Genomic DNA, 20,061 nt, shown 5'->3' with positions numbered 1-20,061 from the left:
TTATTTCAGATAGCCCTGCCATACTTTATGTTGATTAAAAATGCCGGATAAGTCCGTTTCTTCATCAAAAATACCAAACAAAGTCGATCCGGATCCGCTCATCGCTGCATACTTTGCACCTTTGTTATACAAACTTTCTTTTATTTCTTTTAACACCGGATATTTTGGAAATAAAGATTTTTCAAAATCATTTTTCACCACATCTTTCCAGCTTTCCATTGGTTTTTTCAAGGTGTCACGGAGATCAGTTTCTGGTTTTAAAGGCTCAATTCCTGCATATGCCTCAGCTGTTGAAATATGCAGTTCAGGATTTACCAGAACGATCCATTTGCCTGCCAGTGTTAGACTGATTTCCTCAAAGAGGTCACCTTTCTCAAAACAATAAACCGGTTTATTTTCTATGAAAAAGGCACAATCACTACCTAATCTACGCGCATAATCCAGTTGTTTTTCCAAAGAAATTTTTAATCCGAATAATCCGTTTAACGCCTTTATCGTGAATGCTGCATCCGAAGAGCCTCCACCTAAGCCTGCACCAATCGGAACTGATTTAAGCAAATAAATATTTACCGGTTTAAATTCATAATCTGCTGCCAGCATGTAATACGCCTTCGCACATAGATTCGTTGCCGGATCTCCGGGAATATTTATACCGTCGGATTGAAAAGAAAAAATATCGGCAGGAAGGATTTCCAATGCATCAGACCAGCCAACGGGATAAAAACACGATTCGATATTATGAAATCCGTCCTGCCTTTTTTCAACAATATTGAGTCCGATATTAATTTTTGCGTTCGGAAATACAACCATGGATTATGAAAAGTTTGTTAACAAGCGACAAATATCCGCAGTAATCTTTGAAGTGGGATTGAAGCGTTGAAATAAGTGTTAAAATTTATTTGCTTACCTTTTCCACTTCTGATCAAAACATAGGAACAATTGGAAAACACGATCAAAAAAATCCGTCAGCTCGGTCTAAATGGAGATTCATTAACTGATTTTATCTCCCTTCTCGAAAAAATTGAATCTCCGAAAGGACACTTACTGATCAAAGCCGGAAGAATTGAACGCGTCGTTTATTTCATCGAAAAAGGAATTGCCCGTGCTTATTGTGACCAGGAAGACAGAGAAGTAACTTTTTGGTTTGGAGCAGAATCAGATATTTTACTTTCCTATAACAGTTTTTTTCTTGGCAAACCCGGATACGAAAACGTCGAATTACTTGAAGATTCAGCACTTTACAAAATTTCCAATGATGTGCTACAAAATCTTTACAATACCGATCTGCAAATAGCCAACTGGGGAAGAAAACTGGTAGAATCGGAGTTGATAAAAACAGAAGAAAGATTTATTTCCAGGCAATTTAAAACGGCGACAGAGCGCTACGAAGATTTTATAAATTCTTATCCTGCTGTACTTCAAAGAGTTCAGCTAGGGTATATTGCCTCGTATCTCGGAATAAGCCAGGTAACATTAAGCCGAATCCGTGCAGAATTCAGATAATTTCATTTTTTAACATTTGTAAAATTTGGTCTTGAAAATGAGTCCGAACTTTGTATGACATAGCTTTTAGCATTTGGCTCTTAGTGTTTCTCATTCAAAATTCTGATTTATGTCCTGGATCATCCTAATTGTAGCCGGCCTCTTTGAAGTAGGTTTTACAACCTGTCTCAAACATTCTGATAACTTCACCAATGTCAAATGGAGCGTCGCCTTTTTTGTTTGTATTGTATGCAGTTTTCTTCTTTTAAATAAAGCAATACAAACTATTCCGCTAGGTACGGCTTATGCAGTCTGGACTGGAATTGGAGCCGTTGGGACGGTCATTATCGGGATAATTTTTTATAAAGACCCAACAGATTTCTGGCGAATGTTTTTTATCACTTTATTAATTGGCTCTATCATTGGAATAAAAATGGTCTCGAAATCATAATTCCGAGACCATTTTCAAAACGCAATAAATTCAAATTATCATTCTCCCCATCTCCACTCCTGCCCGATCACAAGCTCTTGTTTCAAGCCCTGAGAAATCAAATAATCTCTTGTTTTGGTATCTGAAAGTTTTTTACCCGGTATTTTATCCGCGTTAGAAAGCGCATACAAACACATGGCGGCAATGCGAACAGTATTTTCAAGCTGATCTTTATCAACCAGTTTAAAATCATCACAATCTGCGTGGTAACACTGGATTACTTCCGGAGCCAAAGTACCGGATAATCCAGCAACCGGAATTCCTTCCAGCATAAAGGGCTGATGATCACTGTGTAAACCCGCCTTATTGGCCTGTTCATTTTTATAACCGGCATCCACATTATGAATAGCCTCACCTACGCCTTTGAAGAAATCAGTCATTTCATCTTTTCCAAAAGCGTTGATCCCTTTTGGATCATTAGTCATGTCAAGGTTCATCATATAACCAACCTTATCAACCGCTCCGGTGCGTTTCAATTCACTTACAAAATGCTTGGAACCTAATAATCCCTGCTCTTCACCCATGAACAAAACAAATTGGATCGTACGTTCCGGCTTGATTTTCAAAGCTTTGAAAGCACGGGCAATATCCATCACAGCAAACGAACCGATACCATTATCAATAGCGCCCGTCGCAAGATCCCAGGAATCCAGGTGACCGCCGATGATAATTTTCTCGTCTGATTTTCCCTTTAATGTCGCAATTACATTTCTCGCTTTGATCTGTTTTGAAATGTTATGCATGTCAATATGTGCCTGCAACGGCCCTTCGTCTTTCAGCCAGCCACGGATTTCTTTACCGCTGTCATTGGAAACACAAACCGCCGGAATTGAAATAATAGCACCGGTAACTGAAGCCGTTCCCGTCAGCAAAATTTTGCCAGGAGCCTGATTTACCATAATAATGCCGTCGGCACCATATTTAATGGCAAGAGCTGTTTTCTCGGAACGGTGCAAATTCTTTTTACCCGTTACGCCTACTACACCAATATTGGCAAGAACAATTTTGCCCTTTACCTTATCTTTAAGTGCTTCAAAATCTTCTTCCAGACCGTTGCCAACATCCACAATTTCACCTTTCAGATTAGCCTGAACCGGTGAATGAGCCAGAGAAACCACGGGTACATCACGAAAATTGTCGCTGCTTCCGGGAACAATACTTAGTGTTACAGTGTCACGCATCCACGCTTCTACTTCGAAAGGCTGATACACAACATCCGTAAAACCATAACTTTTTAACAATTTAAAAGCATATTCTTCCGCTTTTTCACCATTTGCGCTACCTGTCAGCCTGTGACCAATGGTTTGCGTGGCACTGCCCAAAGTTTCGTACGCTTTGCTGTTATTTCTTACTTCGGTATCAAGACGTGTAAAAGTTTTTTCCCATTTTTTGTCATCTGAATTAAACCCGGTGGCTAAAAAGAATAATCCGCCGGCTACCGCAACCAATATTATTTTTTTCATAATTTCCTTTAAAAGGACGATGTAGATTTACGAAACCTAAGATAGCAAAGAATTTGATTTTTATTATTTATGAAAAATAACTTAAACTAAAATAGGTTTATGATGCAACAAGAGTTTTGAAAGAATCATTTACAATAGGGTAAAAATTAATGTTTTACGAGTTTTAAATAAAAAAGTCAGACTCCATTTTTTTGAAGTGTAATATATACACTTATTATTTATTGTAATATCCGACAAATTCAACAATTTTACATTTCTGATTTTTATCTGTTAATATTTATAATTTTTCCAATAAACCGACTAACCTCAAACAACCAATATGTATTTCCTGGGATTCGATTTAGGCAGTTCATCAATCAAGGCATGTCTTCTACATGCAGACACCGGCCAGGTGATTGCTTCGGCTTTTTATCCTGAAAAAGAAATGGCTATAGCCGCACCTAAACCGGGTTTTGCAGAGCAGCAGCCCGAACAATGGTGGGAAAACGCATGTCTCGCTTCAAGAGCGGTAATGGAACAATCCGGAATTTCTCCTGACTATGTTGGCGCTATCGGAATATCCTATCAAATGCACGGTTTGGTTGTTGTTGATAAGGATTTGAACGTGTTGCGTCCATCAATCATTTGGTGCGACAGCCGCGCTGTTGAAATCGGGAATAAGGCCATGGAGGCCATTGGTGAAAAAAGGGTTTTACCACATTTACTGAATTCTCCGGGTAATTTTACCGCGTCAAAATTAGACTGGGTCAAACAAAATGAACCGGATGTTTATGCCAAAGTTCATAAATTCATGCTTCCGGGAGATTACCTGGCAGCAAAAATGACCAGCGAAATTGTCACTACGCCTTCCGGATTGTCGGAAGGGATTTTCTGGGATTTTAAAGAAGAAAAACCAGCTGATTTCCTTTTGGATTATTTCGGTTTTGACAAAAATCTGATTGCTACTGTTTTACCAACTTTTTCTGAACAAGGGAAATTAACGGCCGAATCAGCAGCGGTGCTTGGTTTGAAAGCAGGAATCCCTATTACCTACCGTGCTGGTGATCAACCAAATAATGCATTTTCTTTAAATGTTTTGGACCCCGGAGAAGTAGCAGCAACCGCAGGAACTTCCGGTGTTGTATACGGTGTGAGTGATCAGATTAAATTTGATGAAAAATCCAGAGTTAATACTTTCCTGCATGTTAATCACACCATTGAAGCTCCGCGTTATGGCGTTTTACTTTGTGTAAATGGCACAGGAAGTTTGAATAGCTGGTTGAGAAATACATTATTACAGGGCAATATTTCCTATCCCGGAATTAACGATCTGGCCGCTCAGGCACCTGTGGGTTCGGATGGATTAATTTGCCTCCCTTTTGGTAATGGTGCCGAGCGAATGCTTGAAAATCAGGATCCTGGGGCCAATTTCCGTGGACTTCAATTCAGCCGTCACGGTATCAGCCACTGGACGCGTGCAGCTCAGGAAGGAATTGTTTTCGCCCTTTATTATGGTATGGAAGTGATGGAAACACTTGGTGTTTCATTGAAAAATATAAGAGCTGGTGAGGCAAATATGTTTTTGAGCCATGTTTTCCGTGAAACTTTTGCCAATGTTTCCGGTGCAACGGTAGAACTTTTCAACACCGATGGGGCCCAGGGAGCCGCCCGGGCAGCAGGTCTGGGGCTGGGTTATTACAAAAATCGTGACGAAGCTTTCACCGGTTTATCAGCAGTTCGTACCATTGAACCAGATTCTTCATTAACCGAAGCCACAAAAGAGGCTTATGGAAAATGGAAGGAAGCGCTTGTTAAAGAAGTATGAAATAAAAGTTTAATTATATATCAAAACGGGAGCAGTCAACTTTAAAAACGTTGACTGCTCCCGTTTGAATCTTATCATCAGCGTTCACATTTTACAGCAGTACTCCCGTTTTTAGGAGATAGATATTGGCAAGATTATTCCCTCAACGAATAAAATATGAGCCATACGAAAATATTAATCAAATATTGAATAAAACCAATTATTTATTTAATATTTCCATTAAATAAGTCTTCTTTTTCATACTTTCGGTGCAATAGTTTCATATACTATACACACCTTTATTATGAAAAGAAACTTTTACTTTAAACAGCTTCTGCTGTTAACGATTACTTTAATAACACCGAAGTTGATTTTCGGGCAAATTTATTCGAACACGTTTACAGGAATTTCTGCCTGTCCAACACCCGGTAATGTAGCAACACCGATTCCTGGTGTTACCGGAACCGAGCTCACAAGAAGCACGATAACTTGTACTGCATTTGCCAACGCTTTTAACTCAACAACCCTAAACAATACGGCAGCGATTAACGATAACTCTTACATTGAATTTTCAGTTACCGCCGATGCCGGTTATCAGCTCAATGTTACATCGCTGAGCTTTTTCCGCCAGGGAAGCGCCTCTGCTCCTAACCAGCTCGAAATTCGTTATAGCACCGATGGCTTTGCTACTTCAACCGCCTGGGGAATGGCTCCGACAACCGTGACTTCACCCGGAGCAACAACCACATGGGATTTCAATGATTTTACCGTGGCGAGCGGTGTCAATTTAACGTTCAGGATTTATCCCTTTGGGAAACAAAGAGCTGATCTAAGTACAAACACAGCATCGTCCGGTGCCAGTTTCAGGCTTGACAATATTATACTTAATGGAACTGCGCTGAATCCGATGCCCGTTAAATTAATTTCCTTCGACGGTCAATACGACAACAATGTCATATCACTGAAATGGGAAACTGCCTGGGAAGATCAAAATGAAGGTTTTGAAATACAGAAAAGCAGTGATGCGGCAAACTTCCATAAAATCGGATATGTTGAAGGCAATTCTACTACGAGGCTAAAATCCTCCTACGAATTTACAGACACAGAAACACAATCTGATCAGACCTCCTATTTTCGTCTAAAACAAATTGATCTTGACGGAGGCTTTGAATATTCCAGAATTATAGGAATAAAAGCTAACTCAGCAGACGAAGCTTTCGTGTACCCGAACCCCAATCATGGAAGTTTTGTATTAAAATACTCAGAAATAAAGGACCCGCAAATTAGACTTGTTAACTCATCAGGCAAAGAAGTACCTATAAAAATAGTAAAAATTGAAAATTCTGATTCATTTCAAATTACTATAAAAGGTACTCCCGCACCCGGAACATATGAACTTATAGCAAGTGATACTTTAAACAATTCCAAACATAAATCCGTCAAGCTATTAGTAATCGATTAAAAACATAAACCAATAAACCCTTAACAAAAGCTCCGAAACTCTTAAATGAGTGAGGAGCTTTCTTTTTATACTGAAAGCATTGTTATCTTTTAAGTAATCGTAAGAGTAATTCAAAAATTGGATTGCTATTTTTAAAATTAGGGTATTTTTGCAACTTGATCCAACCAACACCACCGAATGAAAAAAGTCAGTTTAAGTGATTCCGGCCCAAAAGTATCTGAAGCAATTTATGGTTTCTGGCGATGGAAAGATGAAGGTGCAGAAACGACAGCCGCCATTGAAAAGACAATTAACTTGTGTTTGGAACTTGGCATAAATACATTTGATCATGCCGATATCTACGGCGATTTTACCGTAGAAGAGCATTTTGGCAAAGTAATCAAAACCAAATCTTTTAAGAGAGAAGACATCGTACTTTTCAGCAAATGCGGTATCCGAAAGTCAGACAAAGGCGATTTCAAATATTACGATACTTCAAAAGATCACATTATCAATAGTGTCAACGGTTCTTTAAAAAGACTTAACACGGATTATCTTGATATTTTTCTTTTGCAGCACAGCGATTTTCTGGCAGATCCGGAAGAGACCGCCGGAGCACTTGCAGAAGTGGTAAAGTCAGGAAAAGTAAAACATATCGGGGTTGCCAATTTTTCTGTTTTCCAGCATCAGTTACTGGCATCTTACCTTAGAATACCGATTGTTACGAACCATATTGAATTAAATTTGATGAACACGACGGCTATTGAAGACGGCCGTATTGATTTTATCAAACAATGTTTCAGCAAACCATTAGCCTGGGCGCCATTAGCCGGAGGGCGAATTTTGGACGGGACCGATGAAAAAGCTATGGTTTTAAGAGCAAAACTTGAAGAAATCGGAAAAAAATATGACGCCAATATTGAACAGACAGCAGTATCCTGGTTGATGAAACTTGGTACTCTGCCTATTATTGGCTCTTTATCAGAAACGAGAATCCGAAACGCAGCAAGTGCCTCGGATATTCAATTAACAAATCAGGATTGGTACGCACTATATCAGGTTGTAAATCCATTTTGAGAAATAAATTAACTTTACGCAAAAGGCTGGTTACGTTCCAAAAGCGTAACTGGCCTTTTGATTTTTTCTCGTTACAAAACTTTTCTGAGGAAATGTGACTTATACAGCTCTAACCCGTATAAATAGGGAAAAGCGAAAGCTTTAAACCTTGATTAAAAAAACACATAAGACAACATGAAAAAAATATTGATTATTGCCGCTCTGTTCGCATTTTCTACTGCTTCTTTCGCACAGGATACTGATTCAACCAAAACTCAGAAAGTAGTCGCGGCTACCAAATCAAGAGCTAAAAAGGTTGGTGCTGTGCTTAAAAAAGATGCAAAAGTTGTTGGTGATGGCGTAAAAACCGGAGCAGAAAAAGTTGGCGAAGGCGCTGAAAAAGCTTTTGACGGCACAAAAAAAGTAGCGAAAAAAGTAGGAACAGGTGTTAAAGACGAAGTGAAAAAATTGTAAGATTTTTTTGAATAAAATTAATTAAAAAACCTGCTTGACGGCAGGTTTTTTAATTTCTAAAGCAAAAATTCGCAAGTCACTATTTACTAAGAATTATACTCCACGTATTTCCACTGAACACGCTATACTTCTCAGAAAAACTGGCCATATTTATTCCAAGTGAAAAATTCAGTAAACTGTTGAAATAACCAACGTCACTTCCTTCACTCACTTCTCCGAAAGTATTGACATATTTAACGGTACCGCCATAGATTTTTTTATCCCCGTTAAAAACCTCAACTTTAATGTCTTCCCCAATTTTAATTCCCAATTGGTTGAAAAGTTTTTTATCAATATCAGTCCATACATTTCCGTATTGAATATCCAGAATAGGTATGGTCCCTTCTACTTTTCCATTTTTGAAAGATGGTTTTGTGTAAGGAATTGAAACGATCTGATTCGGAAGTTTTGGACCAACCTGATCATAGGTAATGGTTTTGGAAGCAAGCCTGGCTGCCGTAAATGCATAAACATCCCGCCCATGGAAAGTATAAGATTCATTAGAATTTTTACGGCGGTTTTTAACTTCATCAATTTCACGCACTTCCTGAATTCCCATTTGCTCGGCAACCAAGGTTAATGTTCCATTGTCCGGAGTGACAAAATAGTGCCCCGACTTTGTTAACAGAACCACCGATTTTCGCTGCGTTCCTACGCCCGGATCACAAACCGAAACAAAAACAGTTCCCACGGGCCAGTAAGGTGCCGTTTGAACAAGTCGGTAAGATGCTTCCCAAATATTATATGCCGGAATTTCATGTGTTACATCAAACAATTTAAGATCAGAAGAAACGCCCATCGCCACGCCTTTCATGGCAGAAACAGCACCGTCCTTCAATCCAAAATCGGATTGGAAAACAAGAATATTATTTTGTGCATTGGAAGCAACAGAAATCAGCATTAACAAAATTACACTGACCGAAAATCCGGATTTTCTAACTAAATTAAGGAAAGAGAATGATGCCATAATGTTATGTCAAAATGTGTTTAGAATTATTTGGGTTCTTCTTTTGATTTAAGATACGCACTGCTCTTTCGTAAAGTTATAAATTTAACAGATCATCCAGCCAGGCTATAAAAAATCAATGGTTGGCATAGCTTTTGAACCACGATTCATAATTACTTTACTCACATCAATTTAACAAAAAAATTCATGGCAGTTATTGGCGAACTGATCAAAAAGGTGATAGATCTAACAGGTTTCATAACGGGTGATTCTGATCCGTTGAAAGAGCAACGGGAAATTCTTCTAACGCTGCTTGAAAAAGCAAAACTTACCGCTTTTGGAAAGGCATATCATTTCAAAGAAATTTTGGAAAGCGAGAACATCATTGCTGCGTTTCAGCAAAATGTTCCTGTTCATGATTACGACAAAATGAACGCCGATTGGTGGCATTATTTGCTGGAAGGCCATCAAAATGTAACCTGGCCAGGTGGTCAGAAATATTTTGCATTGAGCAGCGGTACAACCAGTAACAGCAAACACATTCCCGTCACTGACGATATGCTGGACGCTATCCGCAAAAGCGGAACGAATGAAATCATGAATCTGAGTGCCTTTAATTTGCCTGCCGAATTTTTTGAAAAACAAATTTTAATGCTCGGCAGCAGCACCAATCTGATTGAAAAAGATGATCATCTGGAAGGTGAAATAAGCGGGATAAGCGCCAGCAACATTCCTGGCTGGTTCGGAGGATATTATAAACCTGGTCGTGAAATAGCTGATATAAAAGATTGGGACGAACGAGTGAAAGCCATTGCCGAGCAAGCGGCTGATTGGGATATAGGCTGCTTATCCGGAATCCCGGCATGGATCGAACTGATGTTGAAAGAAATTATCAAAAAGCATAAGTTAAAAAATATTCATGAAATCTGGCCCAATCTTCAGGTATATACAACAGGTGGCGTTGCATTTGACCCTTACAGGAAAAGTCTGGAAAAACTATTTGCTCATCCGTTAATTTATATTGATACTTATCTGGCTTCCGAAGGTTTTATTGCAATTCAAAACCGGCCAGAAACTTCGTCTATGGCTTTATTCACCAATAGTGGAATTTTCTTTGAATTCGTACCCATGGAGGGCGACAATATTGATGAAGATGGAATGGTGAAACCGAATGCTGAAATATTTTCTCTTGAAGATGCAGCAGAAGACGTAAATTATTGTTTACTGATCTCTACCGTTTCAGGTGCGTGGCGTTATATGATCGGCGATACTGTGATGATAACGGATAAATCCAGAGCAGAAATTAAGATCACCGGCCGGACCAAGCATTATCTGAATGTTGTTGGCGAACAGCTTTCCGTCAACCAGATGAATGACGCGTTACGCGTTTTAGAAAAAGAATACGATGTGGTGATGACTGAATTTATTACAGCTGCTATCCATAAAAATGAAGAATTTATTCTAAAATGGTATATCAGCTCTGACAAATTTCCTGACCTGATCAAAGTTTCAGAATCACTTGATAATGCTTTGCAAATCAGTAATAAAAATTATAAAGTTGCGCGTGGAAAAGCATTAAAAGGAATTGAAGTGGTACTTATTCCCGAAACTGTTTTTCATAAATGGAGTGAGGAAACCAAGAAACTAGGCGGACAAGTAAAAATTCCCCGGGTGATGAAAGAGGAAGATTTTATTGAATTTGAGACTTATGTAAGTCAAAAATCATAAAGCTGCTCTTTGCACTTCCAGTAATCTCACTTGCTCGACTATATCATCCGGGGAAAGATATAGCCGGGCAATTTTTTGTTTGTATTTTTCTGGCAATTCTGAATGGTTCAGGATAAAATTTTTGGTTTGGATAATATAATTGCCCAGTCCATGCGTTACTGCAAAAGTATCCGCTACTTTTTCTGCCTGCTGAATATATTTTGTTGAAAATAAATAACCAAAACCAAATCTTATCATCCCGAAAATATTCCGGTTGTGATAATCCATGACATGCCCCAACTCATGCCCTATCCAGCCAATCAGGATATCGGCAGGTATCTGGTGAATGGGAATCGCGGTATAGGTAAGTTTGAATAAAGCGCTGATATTAATCTGGTAACCCCGATTTTTCTTTCCTGAAAACATCGTTCCGATTCTCGGCTGCGCTTGCATAACCGATTTTTTTATGTTTTGTTTAAAAACAAAGTCAATCGGTACCTTTTGCAATTCCGGGTAAAAGGAAAGCGCATGTAAAATTTCATTTTCGATCACTTTTGGGATTCTCTTCTTTTCCCGAAAGTGATTAAAATCATCCGGATTGAATTGATTTTGATCTGTCATATCGTCCACTACGTTAAGTAAGTTATTTTAAAGCAGCAAAAACCGATCCAAATCAATCTTTCAGCGTTTTTACATCTACTTTTCGAAGAATCTCTTTTTTGTCAAATAACAATCGCCAAAGTGCAAATGATGGTGTTTTATCGGCTAAACAAATCTTGCAAATTTGTAAGTCTGCCGGAACGTTATAGACAACAGTGGTGTCATTTATCGGCTGAACATTATCGCTTAGTGATGACGCATTACTTTTAGCACTATATAAATAGGCTTCTAAAAGCTCAATTTCTTTCTTATCAAGTTGAGCATTTTTTGTATCATCAGGGCCAAGCAACGATATTTTGACACCATATTTTTTTTCCAAAGCACCTATAATTGGAATTCCCGACGGGTTTTTACAAAGTTCAGCTGCCTTTTCAGGATTTTTTGCCAGTGCTTCTTCCAGAGATTTCTGCGCTAATTTTGAAATTTTCTTTCCCCATTCATCCACCGTATAAATGAGCTGGGTATTGGTTACACGAACGATTTTCGATGCCTTTATTTCGTTAGATAATTCCTTTGTATTTTCAACACGCGTATTGTTGCAGCCAGACAAAAGCAATCCAAAAGCCAGACAATATAGGATACGATTCATTTTATTTTTAATAAGTTAAACTGATAAAAGAGTGTTTCAGGCAGATTTCAGTCAACAAAAATCAGCGATTTTCTGCTCTTATTCTTCAACGTTAAATACAACTTTGTAATTCAAAACACACTACGAACGTACGAAAAACATTCTTCAACCTAAAATGCGTATCTTTGTCGCCCGAATATGCAATGCCAAAAGATATTAACGCGATATGCAAGATAAATTAGAAGCCATAAAAGAACGTTTCGAAGAAGTTTCGCAACAAATCATACAACCTGAAATCGTTTCCAATTCTACTAAATATTCCAAATTGAGCAAGGAATATAAGGATTTAGGAAAGATTGTTGAACAATATACAATTTACCAAAAACTTCAAAAAGATATTGCAGGGACGAAAGATATGATCGTCAACGAAAAGGACGAAGAACTTCGCCAGATGGCAAAAGAAGAACTGGACGAATTGCTTCCAAAAATGGAGGAAATGGATCTGATCATTAAAGAACTTCTTATTCCAAAAGATCCTAACGATAGCCGGAATATTATCCTGGAAGTAAGAGGCGGAACTGGTGGAGATGAAGCGGCGATTTTTGCCGGAGATATCTTCCGTATGTATCAACGTTTCTTTGAAAAGATGGGATGGAGATCTTCCATCATGGACTTCACGGAAGGAACAAACGGTGGTTATAAAGAAATTATCTGCAAGGTTGAAGGCGACGATGTGTATGGCAAAATGAAATTTGAATCGGGCGTTCACCGTGTTCAGCGCGTTCCGCAAACGGAGTCGCAGGGAAGAATTCATACCTCAGCTGCTTCGGTAGCCGTTTTACCAGAAGCGGAAGAAGTGGACGTTCAGATCAATATGAATGATGTCCGGATTGACACATTCATGTCGTCAGGTGCTGGTGGACAGTCAGTTAATACCACTTATTCTGCCGTGCGTTTAACACACATTCCGTCAGGATTGGTTGTGAGCTGCCAGGATGAACGCTCACAATTGAAGAATAAGGAAAGAGCTTTGGGTGTTTTACGCTCACGACTTTATGAAATCAAATTGAAAGAGCACAATGATGCGATCAGCTCGCAACGTAAATCCATGGTAGGAAGCGGTGACAGATCTGATAAAATCAGAACATACAATTACCCTCAAAGCCGGATTACGGATCACCGCATCGGTTATACAGTTTATAATTTGCCAGCCGTAATGGAAGGTGATATTGGCGAATTTATCGAGCGGTTGCGCATTGCTGAAAATACGGAAAGAATGCAGGAAGGCGAAACAATCTAATTCTTGTATTTTAGCTCCTTAGGAGCTTCCTGTTTATAGCAATAGCGTTTGTTCGGCAGAGCTTTAGGCTCCTTCGGAGCCTCCTGTTGATATTCGGATATTATTGTCCTAAACAAAAAAGAGCAAATTGCAGGCAACTCCGGAGGAGTCTGGATTTGGTTACGGCTATTAATTCCTATAAACAGGATATCCCCAGAGGATAGAATCGCCAATTCGATTTATAGGCAAAAAATGAAAGGGTTGACAAATGAAAACAATTCATTTGTCAACCCTTTTTGCATTTCTAATTAGACTATTTACTGGTATAAATCTTCTTATAAGTCTTAGCTTTGTAATCTTCAAACGACTCTTTCTTATTATAATTATCTCCAAAGAAGGTTATCACTTCATGAAATTCTTTTGCTTTCATATATCCTGGTAAAGGCTGGATCATTTGAAATTTTTCGTCGAGAAAAACAGTAGTTGGAAAACTTGGCTGATTGTTTGTCAGCGCCAGGGCCATTTGATGAATGCCTTTTTGCCCTTCCGCAATAAACTCAAATTTCTGACTCCCAAGCGTTATAGCTTCTCTTTGTTCAGCATTCAGTTTTACTGCATAATATTTTTTGTTGATATAATCGATCACCTCATCATTTTTATAGGTCTCCCGATCCATAACCTTGCACCAGCCGCACCAATCTGTGTAGACATCTACCAGTACTTTGCGCGGTTCCTTCTGGATTTTTGCATAGGCTTCTTCCATGGTAATCCACTGAATTTCCTCTTCTTTTTTTGTTACAGAATCTGTTCGGAAACCGGTTAAGGCAATAAACAGAATTAAAACGGAAGTAAATATGTAGGCTGGTCGTCTCATAATTTTCTGGTATACATTTTTTTAACGCAGTTTTTAACCAAATAATTTTTTTCTGAATTAATATCAGTCAATTTTATGTTTAAATCTTACCATCACACACATCTTCGTTTCGCTGGGAATTTTCCCGATAAACGTATCAATCATGAAAGTAAACAAAGTTATTCCGCTTATCCGAATTTTCGACGAGGCAAAGGCAACTGAATTTTACGTTAACTGGCTCGGCTTTACAGTTGATTGGACGCACCAGTTTGGCGCAAATTTTCCTCTTTATTTACAGGTTTCCAAAGAAGGCATTGTTTTGCACCTGACGGAACATCACGGCGACTGCACACCTGGAAGCAAAGTTTTTATAGACTGTGTTGGTTTGACAGAATACCACGCCGAATTAATTGAGAAAAATTATCGGTTCAATCGCCCGGGACTGGAACAAGCGCCATGGAATGCGATTACTATGGAAGTTATCGATCCTTTTGGAAATAAATTGCTTTTCAGCGAATCAAAAGGATAACTTTCCCATGCCACGAATTTTTCACTAATAATTCGTGGCATGTTTTTTAATTTTTTGTTTTGTCTTTTGAAAATGAAACAAGTAAACCTCCGCCTATAACAAGCATCATTCCCAAAAGTGTCGCAATTGTAGGAATTGCCTCTCCCATCAAAAATCCGAATACCAGGGCGAAAAGAATATTGGAATAACCAACTGCCGCAACGCGTCCGGCTTTATCGAAAGTAAAAGATTGTGTCATCATGATCTGGCCGATCATGGCTGTTATACCAAGCGCCAGAAATCCCAACCAATGTTGCCAGGTTGCCGGCCGGCTGAACGTTCCGATAAGAAAATCAAGCTGCTCATTGGGAAAATATGTCCCAATAATGATTGAAAATATTGGCAGAACAATTCCGCTCAACATAAAGGAAAGTACAATAGCCCGGGTGTCATAAACCTGCCCAAGCTGACGAATCGCCAAATAAGCAACGGCGGTTAATAAGGCATTTCCCAACCCAATAACATGATTTCTTACTGACATGGAGAAATCAGGACGGAAAACGAAAAGAATTCCGGCGAAGCCTAATAAAATCGCAATCCATTCAGTGAAATTTAATTTTTCACCCAAAAAAAGCCAGGAAAGAAATGCAAGAAATATAGGATAAGTGTACTGGTAAGTGGAAGCGCGGCCCAATCCAAGATTTTGAATTGCATAAAAAAGAAGATACAATGAAAGCGTCCCGACAACTCCACGGAAAATAAGTAAGCCTAACCGACCGCCTTTTTGCTTCAACGGTCGTTGCAAAATACTTGTGCCGATAAATAATACGCCAATAATATTTCGAAAGAAAACAAGCTGGACAATGTGAAAATCCCGGCTAAGCCATTTTGAAATAGCCGACATCAAGGCAAAGAAAAAAGACGCTCCCAGCATCAGAAGAACACCTCTTTGAGGAGCGGAAAGTGAAAAAGGTTTTGATGCGCGGATTAACAAATTGTCAGAATTTTAAGTAAAGATAACGCATCCGATTTTAAAGGAAGCTCCATTTTTGAAAAAACGATTATGTGGCGGCCGCATAATTTCATTAACTTTACGAAAGTTTTTGGTGCCGGACGTTGAATCAAAACAACATTATGGCTTAATAGGGAATCCCGCGAAAAACGGGAGCTGTCCCCGCAACTGTAAGTCTTATATAAAGCTGATCTCATCTGCATAACCACTGTGAAAACGGGAAGGTACAGGATCAGCGAGACAAGCCAGGAGACCTGCCAGAAACATTCAGCGTTTTGATTTTCGGAGGAAAAATCATTTAATCGTTTTACTATGATGATCTTGAATTTTTACGGTGCGTAGCGGGCAAATTCGCTTTTATCTCTTGCTTATGATTCTGTTGGTTAAAGCCTTCGGAAATCAATTAATGGCGCAAAAGGATTCAATTCATTTGGATCTTGTAACCGTTTATGGTTATGCACCAGAACGTTTTATGAGCGGATTGAAAGTGCAGAAGATTGATTCTGCCACGATGGAACAGTTCCGATTTAGAAATATTACTGATCTGCTTTCTCTGAATACACCGATAATCGTAAAAAACTACGGCCCGGGACAATTAGCCACAGTTGCTTTTCGGGGAACATCTGCAAACCATACAGCGGTAATCTGGAATGGTTTAAATGTAAATCTTCCTACATTGGGCCAAACCGATTTTTCAACGATTCCGGTCGCTGGATTTGATCAATTATCTGTTCAGTACGGTTCTTCTGCCAGTATTGTAGGTACTGATGCCGTTGGCGGAAGTATTTTGTTGGGAAGCTCAATGCCACAGGCTGGCCTGCAAGTTATGGTCGGCCGGCAACAGGAAAGTTTCAGGAATAGTCAAACACAGGCGACTGTAAAATACGGAACCAGCCTTTCAAACAAATGGATTTTTGCTGGAAAAACAGCTGCTTATGACGGTAGGATGAACAATCATTATCCTTACATCGAACGAAATAATAAAAAAATGATTCCTTCTGAAACTTTCCAAAAAGGCCTGGTTCAGGATCTATATTTTACAAAAAACAAACATCAATTATCGGCTCATTTTTGGCTGACAGACAATCAGTTAACCAACAATCCTGAAAATTTTACAGGCCGGGAATTTACCGGAATAAAATCTTACCGTACGATGCTCCGGTATCAGGTTGAAAACTGGACCGTCAGAACTTCCTGGATCCGGGACATTATTGATTATGCAACAGGCGATTATTCGACGCTGGATCATGGAGTTACCGATAGAATTGGCACCCGCATTGAACGTGCATTTGAATGGAAAATCGGGAACCTGGGAAACATTCAGATGCAGGCGGGAGGAGAATTTACGCATTACAAAACACAGATTATCAATTACAACAAACCCCAAATAACAGAAAATCGTGAGGATTTATTTCTGTTAACGCGTTGGCAGGCAACTTCAAAATTATTGGTTTCAGTCAATCTTCGTCAGGCTTTTGTCACAGGTTATAATCCGCCCTTTACACCTTCGCTTGGCGCGGAATACCGGTTAATTCAAAATAATATAAATGCGTTGAAAATAAGAGGTTCTGTTGGAAGAAGTTACCGTGTTCCTACTTTGAATGAGCGTTACTGGAAAAGTCTGGGAAATCCGAACCTGCGCCCGGAAGACGGTTTCAATAAAGAAATCGGTTTGGAAGGAAGACATGTTGTAAATGCGATTCACGCATTTACGGCCAGCATCACAACCTATCATAATCGTATCAATAACTGGACTTACTGGAATCCTGCCAATAATTTCCGGGTGGAAAATCTTCAATTGGTCGTTGCAAGAGGAATTGAAACACAAATCGGCTGGAAAGGAAACTGGACAGCTTGGAAAGCAGGCGCTAATGTGAACTATGCTTTTACGAAAAGCTCGCAGGAAAAAGTTTATGACGCTTATGCCTCTGATATTGTCGGGAAGCAGTTACCTCACATTCCTTTGCATTCGGGAAATGTCAACATGTTCGTTCAATACAAACAAATTCGATTAACGAATCAATTACAATTTGTTTCAAAACGGTATACTTTGGCTGATCATACACAATCTTCGCAAGGATATATTCTTGAAAATTTTCTGGTTGAGACTACATTCAACTGGCACGGAACAGCCGCTTCTTTACAGGGAAGAATCAATAATATTACGAATTCTTTTTATCAATCCATTAATGGAAATCCCATGCCCGGACGTAGTTTTGCCATTAGTTTATTGCTTTCTTTAAAAACAACCAATCATCCGATATAAAATTATCATCAACAAGACTAACAAAATAATTATTTAAACGAATACCTTACTTGAAAAAACAATGAAAAAACAATTATTCAGAATCCTGACAATCACCTCTATATCAGCAGCTTTATGGTCTTGTAATCAAAGCGATCCTGTTCCGAAGGGCACGTATGTTCAGGGTGTTTTTGTAATTAATGAAGGAAATTTTTCGCAGAATAACGGTGCTGTTTCCTTTTTTGCACGGGAAAACAATACGGCGGACGCAGATGTTTTTTCGTTGGTCAATACTGGACAGAAACTTGCCGGTGGTGTGCAGGGTTATGATATTGCCGGAGATCATGGATTGATCCTGGTTGATAATTCCGCACCGGGACAAGATAAAATTCAGATCGTGAATGCCAATACTTTTACATCCGAAGCCACCATCAGTACTGATATTGAAAATCCTCGTGACGTCGTTGCTGTAACAAACGAAAAAGCATACGTTGCGTGCTGGAACACGCTAAATTCGGATTATTCTTATCCGGTTGGATATGTTGCTGTTATTGATTTGGCAACCAACAAGGTTACCAAGAAAATCAGTACTGATAAAGGTCCGGAAAAGATGATTTTCTCAAAAGACAAAGTTTTTGTTGGTGGTTACGTTTACGGTGGCGGCACCAAGCTTACCGTTATCAGCACTTCCTCCGATGCAATTTTGAGCAGCATTACTTTCAAATCGGCTCCAAATCCAATCGGAGTTGATGCAAACGGGAAATTGTGGGTACAGGCAGGAATCGAATTATTTCGCTTGAATACAGAAACTTTTGCCATTGAAACGACTTTGAAAATCGGAACAGATGCATCCAAAACACCTGGCAATTTTGCAATGGCCCCAGATCTTTCAACAATTTATTTTGTACTTTCTTATTCGGACGCCAATTATGTTAACCACGGAGCAACATACAAATTCTTGATTACGGATACGCAGGTTAACGTAACTACTCCTTTTGTGAATAGAATTTTCACAGGTTTGGCCGTGGATCCAACACAAGGATTGGTTTATGCAGCCGTTACGCCTTCTTATTCACAATCCGGTTATGCCGTTCGTTACCGTGGAGATGGTTCCTTGGTAGATTCAGTTAAAGTGGGCGTTGCTCCTACCGGATTTTACTTTAAGCAGCTATAATACTCTCAAATTAAACAGAATAGTTTAGTCAAAAAGAGAGGCCAACTTTTAAAAAGTTGGCCTCTCTTTCAAATTATTCCCGCTTGATTTTTTATCAAATCAAACTTGATCAAAATATAATTTCTTATTTAAAAAACCCTAGCGGATCAGGAAGTTTTGCTTTCAAAAGTTCTACAAATTCAATATTTAGCTGACTAAAATCGAGCATTCGTCCTTTGTGAAGACGTTCCCAGGATTTATCAAGCTCGTTGCGATTATAATAAACCAGTGCAAGATTATATTGTCCCAAGGCATAGGTTGAATCCAGCGCAACTGCTTCTTCAAGCAATTTATTAGCCTCATCCAAATCGTCCTGCTGTTTGTTCATCGCATAAAGTTTCAAATCCACCGTGGAAAGATCCACAAGAAGCGGCACATTATTCGACTGAATACTAACTCCACGGCTTAACATCCGTTTTGCATCCACCCAGTTTTCCCTTTGATAACAAACTACGCCAAGTCCCCAATATGCCTCAACATTTTTGTCGTTCAGCAAATTTGCAAGATTGAAACGGTAACAGGCTGTATCCAAAGATCCTTCCTGCAAATACTCCCAGGCACGGGCCGAAAAAAAGCTGCTGGCCTCAGGTCGGCTTGAAAATGATTTATCACAATCACTTAAAAATTTAATTTCTTCGTCAATCTGCTCGGAGCTTTTGCTTTCCTCTCCAAACAAAGGTACAACGCGTCTTTCTTTTAATTCCAGCGGTCTTCTTTGTGAAATATTGGTATCAGAAACAGGTGCCGCACTCGCCAAATGTTTTTCCTGGGCAAGCCCGAGAACAGGTATTAAAAGAGCAAACCAAATAACAACGGATTCTTTCATAAAATAAAAATAGAGA

19 protein-coding genes and 1 riboswitch are annotated in these 20,061 nt (G+C 39.1%); of the genes, 11 read left to right on the top strand and 8 right to left on the bottom strand.

Annotated features, from left to right (window positions below; genetic code table 11):
• Positions 1-810, bottom strand: coding sequence for a 4-(cytidine 5'-diphospho)-2-C-methyl-D-erythritol kinase (ispE, locus tag FDK13_RS01735; protein ID WP_137338248.1), 810 nt, complete (start codon positions 808-810; stop codon positions 1-3).
• A 129-nt stretch (positions 811-939) separates the two neighbouring features.
• On the opposite strand from ispE, the gene FDK13_RS01730 reads away from it, so the two are divergent.
• Together FDK13_RS01730 and FDK13_RS01725 are read left to right on the top strand one after the other, a co-directional pair.
• Entirely contained in the window at positions 940-1,503 is a 564-nt protein-coding gene (locus FDK13_RS01730) for a Crp/Fnr family transcriptional regulator (RefSeq protein ID WP_137338247.1), read from the top strand.
• A gap of 109 nt (positions 1,504-1,612) precedes the next feature.
• Positions 1,613-1,933 (top strand): DMT family transporter, encoded by a 321-nt coding sequence (locus tag FDK13_RS01725; protein ID WP_137338246.1) that lies wholly within the window; start codon positions 1,613-1,615, stop codon positions 1,931-1,933.
• A 38-nt stretch (positions 1,934-1,971) separates the two neighbouring features.
• Here the strand turns inward: FDK13_RS01725 and FDK13_RS01720 are convergent, their stop codons facing one another.
• On the bottom strand, positions 1,972-3,435 hold the full coding sequence (locus FDK13_RS01720; RefSeq protein ID WP_137338245.1) for a M20/M25/M40 family metallo-hydrolase: 1,464 nt from the start codon (positions 3,433-3,435) through the stop codon (positions 1,972-1,974).
• Positions 3,436-3,754: 319 nt separating this feature from the next.
• On the opposite strand from FDK13_RS01720, the gene FDK13_RS01715 reads away from it, so the two are divergent.
• From FDK13_RS01715 to FDK13_RS01700, 4 genes are all read left to right on the top strand, one after another.
• Complete coding sequence (locus tag FDK13_RS01715; RefSeq protein WP_137338244.1) at positions 3,755-5,239, top strand: xylulokinase; 1,485 nt, start codon at positions 3,755-3,757, stop codon at positions 5,237-5,239.
• Between the two features lie 283 nt (positions 5,240-5,522).
• A complete protein-coding gene (locus FDK13_RS01710) occupies positions 5,523-6,680 on the top strand; it encodes a T9SS type A sorting domain-containing protein (protein ID WP_137338243.1) in 1,158 nt (385 codons plus the stop codon).
• Positions 6,681-6,857: 177 nt separating this feature from the next.
• Positions 6,858-7,736: an aldo/keto reductase gene (locus tag FDK13_RS01705; protein WP_137338242.1), complete on the top strand. Its 879-nt coding sequence runs from the start codon at positions 6,858-6,860 to the stop codon at positions 7,734-7,736.
• Positions 7,737-7,910: 174 nt separating this feature from the next.
• Positions 7,911-8,189: a hypothetical protein gene (locus FDK13_RS01700; protein ID WP_137338241.1), complete on the top strand. Its 279-nt coding sequence runs from the start codon at positions 7,911-7,913 to the stop codon at positions 8,187-8,189.
• Between the two features lie 79 nt (positions 8,190-8,268).
• Here the strand turns inward: FDK13_RS01700 and FDK13_RS01695 are convergent, their stop codons facing one another.
• Positions 8,269-9,195, bottom strand: coding sequence for an SAM hydrolase/SAM-dependent halogenase family protein (locus FDK13_RS01695; RefSeq protein ID WP_137338240.1), 927 nt, complete (start codon positions 9,193-9,195; stop codon positions 8,269-8,271).
• A gap of 186 nt (positions 9,196-9,381) precedes the next feature.
• On the opposite strand from FDK13_RS01695, the gene FDK13_RS01690 reads away from it, so the two are divergent.
• Positions 9,382-10,902 (top strand): GH3 family acyl-acid amido synthetase, encoded by a 1,521-nt coding sequence (locus FDK13_RS01690; protein ID WP_137338239.1) that lies wholly within the window; start codon positions 9,382-9,384, stop codon positions 10,900-10,902.
• On the opposite strand, the gene FDK13_RS01685 is transcribed toward FDK13_RS01690, so the two are convergent.
• Positions 10,897-11,502 (bottom strand): hypothetical protein, encoded by a 606-nt coding sequence (locus tag FDK13_RS01685; protein WP_137338238.1) that lies wholly within the window; start codon positions 11,500-11,502, stop codon positions 10,897-10,899. The two genes, FDK13_RS01690 and FDK13_RS01685, sit on opposite strands and share 6 nt — an antisense overlap.
• Before the next feature lie 52 nt (positions 11,503-11,554).
• A complete protein-coding gene (locus tag FDK13_RS01680) occupies positions 11,555-12,130 on the bottom strand; it encodes a hypothetical protein (protein WP_137338237.1) in 576 nt (191 codons plus the stop codon).
• 205 nt (positions 12,131-12,335) lie between these two features.
• On the opposite strand from FDK13_RS01680, the gene prfA reads away from it, so the two are divergent.
• Positions 12,336-13,409, top strand: coding sequence for a peptide chain release factor 1 (gene prfA / locus FDK13_RS01675; RefSeq protein WP_137338236.1), 1,074 nt, complete (start codon positions 12,336-12,338; stop codon positions 13,407-13,409).
• Between the two features lie 292 nt (positions 13,410-13,701).
• Here prfA and FDK13_RS01670 read toward each other — a convergent pair whose 3' ends face one another.
• A complete protein-coding gene (locus FDK13_RS01670) occupies positions 13,702-14,262 on the bottom strand; it encodes a thioredoxin family protein (RefSeq protein ID WP_137338235.1) in 561 nt (186 codons plus the stop codon).
• A gap of 142 nt (positions 14,263-14,404) precedes the next feature.
• Between FDK13_RS01670 and FDK13_RS01665 the strand changes: the two genes are divergently transcribed.
• On the top strand, positions 14,405-14,770 hold the full coding sequence (locus tag FDK13_RS01665) for a glyoxalase superfamily protein (protein WP_137338234.1): 366 nt from the start codon (positions 14,405-14,407) through the stop codon (positions 14,768-14,770).
• A 46-nt stretch (positions 14,771-14,816) separates the two neighbouring features.
• Here the strand turns inward: FDK13_RS01665 and FDK13_RS01660 are convergent, their stop codons facing one another.
• Entirely contained in the window at positions 14,817-15,743 is a 927-nt protein-coding gene (locus tag FDK13_RS01660) for a DMT family transporter (RefSeq protein ID WP_229215864.1), read from the bottom strand.
• Positions 15,744-15,836: 93 nt separating this feature from the next.
• Positions 15,837-16,037, top strand: a riboswitch (cobalamin riboswitch).
• Between the two features lie 94 nt (positions 16,038-16,131).
• On the opposite strand from FDK13_RS01660, the gene FDK13_RS01655 reads away from it, so the two are divergent.
• The gene (locus FDK13_RS01655; protein ID WP_137338233.1) at positions 16,132-18,027 is read left to right on the top strand and encodes a TonB-dependent receptor plug domain-containing protein; all 1,896 of its coding nucleotides are present in this window, start codon (positions 16,132-16,134) and stop codon (positions 18,025-18,027) included.
• A 61-nt stretch (positions 18,028-18,088) separates the two neighbouring features.
• A complete protein-coding gene (locus FDK13_RS01650) occupies positions 18,089-19,180 on the top strand; it encodes a YncE family protein (RefSeq protein ID WP_137338232.1) in 1,092 nt (363 codons plus the stop codon).
• Between the two features lie 124 nt (positions 19,181-19,304).
• Here FDK13_RS01650 and FDK13_RS01645 read toward each other — a convergent pair whose 3' ends face one another.
• Positions 19,305-20,045 (bottom strand): tetratricopeptide repeat protein, encoded by a 741-nt coding sequence (locus tag FDK13_RS01645; protein WP_137338231.1) that lies wholly within the window; start codon positions 20,043-20,045, stop codon positions 19,305-19,307.
• Between the last annotated feature and the right edge of the window lie 16 nt (positions 20,046-20,061).

Origin of the sequence: Dyadobacter frigoris (genome assembly GCF_005280585.1) — a bacterium.
Lineage (GTDB): Bacteria > Bacteroidota > Bacteroidia > Cytophagales > Spirosomataceae > Dyadobacter > Dyadobacter frigoris.
The sequence above is the reverse complement of the archived record's forward strand: the minus strand, read 5'-3'. Positions and strand labels throughout refer to the sequence as shown.

Bases quoted from the DNA above. Each gene is read 5' to 3' on its own strand.
- FDK13_RS01695 (WP_137338240.1), bottom strand. From the start codon at position 9,195: ATGGCATCATTCTCTTTCCTTAATTTAGTTAGAAAATCCGGATTTTCG.
- FDK13_RS01710 (WP_137338243.1), top strand. From the start codon at position 5,523: ATGAAAAGAAACTTTTACTTTAAACAGCTTCTGCTGTTAACGATTACT.
- prfA (WP_137338236.1), top strand. From the start codon at position 12,336: ATGCAAGATAAATTAGAAGCCATAAAAGAACGTTTCGAAGAAGTTTCG.
- FDK13_RS01705 (WP_137338242.1), top strand. From the start codon at position 6,858: ATGAAAAAAGTCAGTTTAAGTGATTCCGGCCCAAAAGTATCTGAAGCA.
- FDK13_RS01680 (WP_137338237.1), bottom strand. From the start codon at position 12,130: ATGAATCGTATCCTATATTGTCTGGCTTTTGGATTGCTTTTGTCTGGC.
- FDK13_RS01690 (WP_137338239.1), top strand. From the start codon at position 9,382: ATGGCAGTTATTGGCGAACTGATCAAAAAGGTGATAGATCTAACAGGT.
- FDK13_RS01645 (WP_137338231.1), bottom strand. From the start codon at position 20,045: ATGAAAGAATCCGTTGTTATTTGGTTTGCTCTTTTAATACCTGTTCTC.
- FDK13_RS01670 (WP_137338235.1), bottom strand. From the start codon at position 14,262: ATGAGACGACCAGCCTACATATTTACTTCCGTTTTAATTCTGTTTATT.
- FDK13_RS01720 (WP_137338245.1), bottom strand. From the start codon at position 3,435: ATGAAAAAAATAATATTGGTTGCGGTAGCCGGCGGATTATTCTTTTTA.
- FDK13_RS01685 (WP_137338238.1), bottom strand. From the start codon at position 11,502: ATGACAGATCAAAATCAATTCAATCCGGATGATTTTAATCACTTTCGG.
- FDK13_RS01700 (WP_137338241.1), top strand. From the start codon at position 7,911: ATGAAAAAAATATTGATTATTGCCGCTCTGTTCGCATTTTCTACTGCT.
- FDK13_RS01725 (WP_137338246.1), top strand. From the start codon at position 1,613: ATGTCCTGGATCATCCTAATTGTAGCCGGCCTCTTTGAAGTAGGTTTT.
- ispE (WP_137338248.1), bottom strand. From the start codon at position 810: ATGGTTGTATTTCCGAACGCAAAAATTAATATCGGACTCAATATTGTT.
- FDK13_RS01715 (WP_137338244.1), top strand. From the start codon at position 3,755: ATGTATTTCCTGGGATTCGATTTAGGCAGTTCATCAATCAAGGCATGT.
- FDK13_RS01665 (WP_137338234.1), top strand. From the start codon at position 14,405: ATGAAAGTAAACAAAGTTATTCCGCTTATCCGAATTTTCGACGAGGCA.
- FDK13_RS01650 (WP_137338232.1), top strand. From the start codon at position 18,089: ATGAAAAAACAATTATTCAGAATCCTGACAATCACCTCTATATCAGCA.
- FDK13_RS01655 (WP_137338233.1), top strand. From the start codon at position 16,132: ATGATTCTGTTGGTTAAAGCCTTCGGAAATCAATTAATGGCGCAAAAG.